This window comes from Mycobacterium sp. IDUB_19 (assembly GCF_055419445.1).
The window spans coordinates 1-4,648 of sequence record NZ_JBVAXR010000087.1 but is presented as its reverse complement, the minus strand read 5'-3'; the positions used below and the strand labels follow the sequence as shown (position 1 = coordinate 4,648).

General features: G+C 67.6%; 2 protein-coding genes. Both read left to right on the top strand.

Annotated elements, in window-relative coordinates; genetic code table 11:
* Window positions 1–2,471, top strand: a 2,471-nt coding sequence (locus tag ACZY0B_RS26710; RefSeq protein WP_463767246.1) for a type I polyketide synthase, incomplete at its 5' end; no start/stop codon positions are given.
* The coding region (locus ACZY0B_RS26705; protein ID WP_463767245.1) for a type I polyketide synthase at window positions 2,471–4,648 on the top strand (2,178 nt) is incomplete at its 3' end. The genes ACZY0B_RS26710 and ACZY0B_RS26705, both read left to right, overlap by 1 nt.

Below are 4,648 nucleotides of genomic sequence, written 5' to 3'. Positions count from 1 at the left end.
CTGATCACCCGCAGGTCACGTTGGGGATCTACAACTCGCCGCGCCAGAGCGTGATTTCGGGGCCCACCGATCAGATCGAGGCGTTGATTGACAAGGTGCGTGGCCAGAACCGGTTCGCCAGCCGGGTCAATATCGAAGTGGCCCCGCACAATCCGGCCATGGACGCCCTGCAACCCGCGATGCGCGCCGAACTGGCCGATCTGGCCCCGCGGCCACCGTCGATCCCGATCCTGTCCACCACCTACGAAAACCTGCAAGCCCCGCCGGCATTCGACGCCGAACACTGGGCCACCAACATGCGCAACCCGGTCCGCTTCCAACAAGCCATCACCAAAGCCGCAACCGACCACCACACCTTCATCGAAATCAGCGCCCACCCACTACTCACCCAAGCCGTCCTGGAAACCCTGCACAGCGCCCAGCACGGAAGTAAGTACGCCTGCGTCGGGACGCTGCAGCGCGATAGCGACGACGCCATCACCTTCCGCACCAACCTGAACAGGGTGCACACCACCCATCCGCCGCAGACTCCGCATCCGCCCGAACCGCACCCGCAGATCCCCACCACCCCCTGGCACCACACCCACCACTGGATCCCCGTCACGAAGATGGCCGGGCTGACGCCAAAGGCGGTGCACCACAACGACTTACCGGCCCCAGTCGCGGCGCCGTCCAACTATCTCGGCGGCGCACTGGACTCCTGGTGCTACCAGATGGCGTGGCCGTCCACCCCGCTGACCGGTGCGGCAATCGCCGGCACCGGGCGCTGGCTGGTGCTGTCCGATGCCGAGCTGGGCGAGGAACTCGCCCGGATCGCGGGGTCGCAATGCCGCGTCGACGTCGCGCAGTCCTCGGTGCTCGACGACGAGGCGGCATTAAGCGCGGCGCTGCGTGGTGTCGACCATGTGGTCTACGCGCCACCGGCGGGCAGGTCCGTCGATGCGGGTATGGCTTACCAGCTGTTCGGGCAGGTTCGCCGCCTGGTTGCCGCGATGGCTGCCGGCACCTCGGCGGCCAAGTTGTTCATCGTGACCCGCAACGCCCAACCCATCGCGGAGGGCGATCACGCCAACCCGGCTCACGGGGCGCTGTGGGGTCTGGGACGAACCCTCGCACTCGAGCACCCCGAAATCTGGGGCGGCATTGTCGATCTGGACGGCTCGGTGCCCGCCGAACTGGCGGCACCCCAGGTGCTCAGTGAAGTCAACGCCGGCGACGCCGAAGATCAGGTCGTCTACCGGTGGGGTGTGCGTCATGTGCCCCGGCTGCAACGGCGTGCGGTGCCGGCGCAGTCGCCGGTGACGCTGGATGCCAACACCTGTCACCTCGTCGTCGGCGCGACCGGCAACATCGGTCCGCACCTGATCCGCCAGCTCGCGCAGATGGGCGCCAAGACCATCGTCGCGGTATCCCGCAATCCCGGCCAACGACTGCACGCACTAGCCGAAAGCCTTGCGGCACAGGGCACGGACCTCGTCACCGTCGCGGCCGATGCCACCGACGAAACGGCGATGAGCGCGCTGTTCGACCGGTTCGGCGCCGACTTACCCCCGCTGGAAGGCATCTATCTGGCGGCCTTCGCCGGCGGCCCGGTGTTGCTCAGCGAGATGACCGACGACGACGTCACGGCGATGTTCGCACCCAAGCTGGACGCCGCCGCGGTGCTGCACCGCCTGTCGCTGAAAACGCCGGTGCGTCACTTCGTGCTGTTCTCCTCCATCTCCGGCCTGACCGGCTCGCGCTGGCTGGCCCACTACACGGCCACCAGCGGCTTCCTGGACGCGCTGGCGTATGCCCGTCGCGTCATCGGGCTGTCGGCCACCACGGTCAACTGGGGATTGTGGAAATCGCTGGCCGACACAGAGGACAATGCCAGCCAGGTCAGCGTGGGCTCCGGTCTGCTGCCGATGGACGACGAGGTCGCCATCGCAGCGCTGCCGATCGTGATGAGCCCGGCCGCCGGAGTGCATTCCGTTGTCGTCGACGCGGATTGGCCGCTACTGGCCGACGCCTACCGGACCCGCGGATCACTGCGCATCGTCGATGACCTACTGGAAGACGCTCCGGCCACTTCCCTGGTCCCGGCACGGGATTGGTCGAATCTGTCACCGGTGCAGATCCGCACCGAGCTGGAAAGCGGCCTGCGCGACATTGTCGCCCGCGAACTGCGGATCCCCGAATCGGAGCTGGAAGCCGATCGTCCGCTGGCCGAACTGGGCCTCAACTCCCTGATGGCCATGGCGATTCGACGCGAAGCCGAGATGCTGGCGGGCATCGAATTGTCGGCGACCATGCTGTTCAACCACCCAACCGTCGCAGCCCTGGCGGACTACCTTGCGAAAGTAGTCGCGCCCCAGGCGGATTCAGGAAATGACGAGATCGCGGAGCTGTCCGCTTCTGCAGGAAGCACTTTGGACAGCTTGTTCGACCGCATCGAGTCATCACCTGTGGCCGCCGAGGAGCCCGCGTAATGCGAAGTGTTTTCAGCCGCATCGTGGGTATGACGGCTCAACAGCGCACGGCCTTGTCCGAGGAATTCTCCCGGGCCGCGCGCACCGCCACGACCGAGCCGGTCGCGGTGGTGGGGATGGGATGCCGCTTTCCCGGAAATGTGACCGGCCCGGAGAGCTTCTGGGAGCTCATGGTCGAGGGCCGCAACGCCATCTCCGATATTCCACCGGACCGGTGGGACGCCGAGGCCTTTTACGACGCCGACCCGTTGACGCCGGGTCATATGACGACGAAGTGGGGCGGCTTCGTCCCCGACATCGCGGGATTCGACGCCGAGTTCTTCGGGATCACCCCCCGCGAAGCCGCGTCGATGGACCCGCAGCAGCGGATGCTGCTCGAGGTCGCCTGGGAAGCCCTCGAACATGCCGGCATCCCAACGGATTCGCTGGCCGGCAGCCGAACCGGCGTCATGATCGGCGCCTACTTCAACGAGTACCAGTCCATGGTGGCAAGCAGCCCGGAAAGCGTGGACGCGTACACCGGAACCGGCAACTCGCACAGCATCACCGCGGGCCGGATCTCCTATCTGTTGGGGCTGCGCGGTCCGGCAGTGGCCGTCGATACCGCGTGCTCTTCCTCGTTGTCGGCGATCCACCTGGCCTGCCAGAGCTTGCGGTCACGAGAGACCGACCTGGCGTTGGCCGGTGGCGTCAGCGTGACGCTGCGCCCCGAGACTCAAATCGCCATCTCGGCCTGGGGCCTGCTCTCTCCGCATGGCCGGTGCGCCACCTTCGATGCGACGGCGGACGGGTTTGTGCGTGGTGAGGGTGCCGGGGTGGTGGTGCTCAAGCGGTTGACCGACGCGGTGCGCGACGGCGATCGGGTGCTGGCGGTGGTTCGCGGTTCGGCCGTCAACCAGGATGGCCGCTCCAACGGCATCACCGCGCCGAACACCGCGGCCCAATGCGATGTGATCGCCGACGCGTTGCGCTCCGCCGATGTCGCGCCGGAAAGCGTGCACTACGTCGAAAGCCACGGCACCGGAACGGCTCTCGGAGACCCGATCGAGTTCGAGGCGCTGGCCGCAACCTATGGCCGCGGCGACGGCAAGTGCGCGCTGGGAGCGGTGAAGACCAACATCGGCCATCTCGAGGCGGCGTCGGGAGTCGCCGGGTTCATCAAGGCGGTGCTCGCGGTGCAGCGCGGCCAGATTCCACCGAACCTGCACTTCTCGCAGTGGAATCCGGCCATCGACGCGGCGCCGACGCGCCTGTTCGTTCCGGTCGAGAACATCGCGTGGCCATCGGATTCCGGTCCGCGCCGGGCTGCGGTGTCCTCCTTCGGCCTGGGCGGCACCAACGCCCACGCGATCGTCGAGGAGGGGCCAGAACTTGCGCCGGTTACCGACGGCAGCCCGGACACCGAGGTGTCGGCGTTGGTGGTGTCGGGTAAGACGGCGGCGCGGGTGGCGGTGACGGCGTCGGTGTTGGCCGATTGGATGCAGGGTGCGGGGTCGCAGGTGGCGTTGGCCGATGTGGCCCACACCGTCAATCATCACCGGGCTCGACAAGCCAAGTTCGCCACCGTGGTGGCTCGTGATCGCGCTCACGCGGTGGAGGGTCTTCGTGCGCTGGCGGCCGGTCAGCACGCTCCCGGCGTGGTCGGCCCGCACGAGGGTGCGGGTGGGCCGGGCACGGTGTTCGTCTATTCGGGGCGTGGTTCGCAGTGGGCCGGCATGGGTAGGCGATTGCTGGCTGATGAGCCGGCGTTCGCGGCCGCGGTGGCCGAGCTGGAGCCGACGTTTGTGGCCGAGGCCGGATTCTCGCTGCACGAGGTGATCGCCGAGGGCAAGCGGCTCGAGGGTATCGAGCAGATCCAGTTGGGCCTGATCGGCATGCAGTTGGCGTTGACCGAGTTGTGGCGCTCGCACGGGGTGACCCCGGATCTGGTGATCGGGCACTCGATGGGCGAGGTGGCCGCTGCCGTCGTTGCCGGGGCGCTGACCCCGGCCGAGGGGTTGCGGGTCACCGCGACGCGGTCTCGGCTAATGGCGCCGCTGTCGGGGCAGGGCGGCATGGCCCTGCTCGGACTTGATGTGGCCGCGACCGAGGCGCTGATCACTGATCACCCGCAGGTCACGTTGGGGATCTACAACTCGCCGCGCCAGAGCGTGATTTCGGGGCCCACCGATCAGATC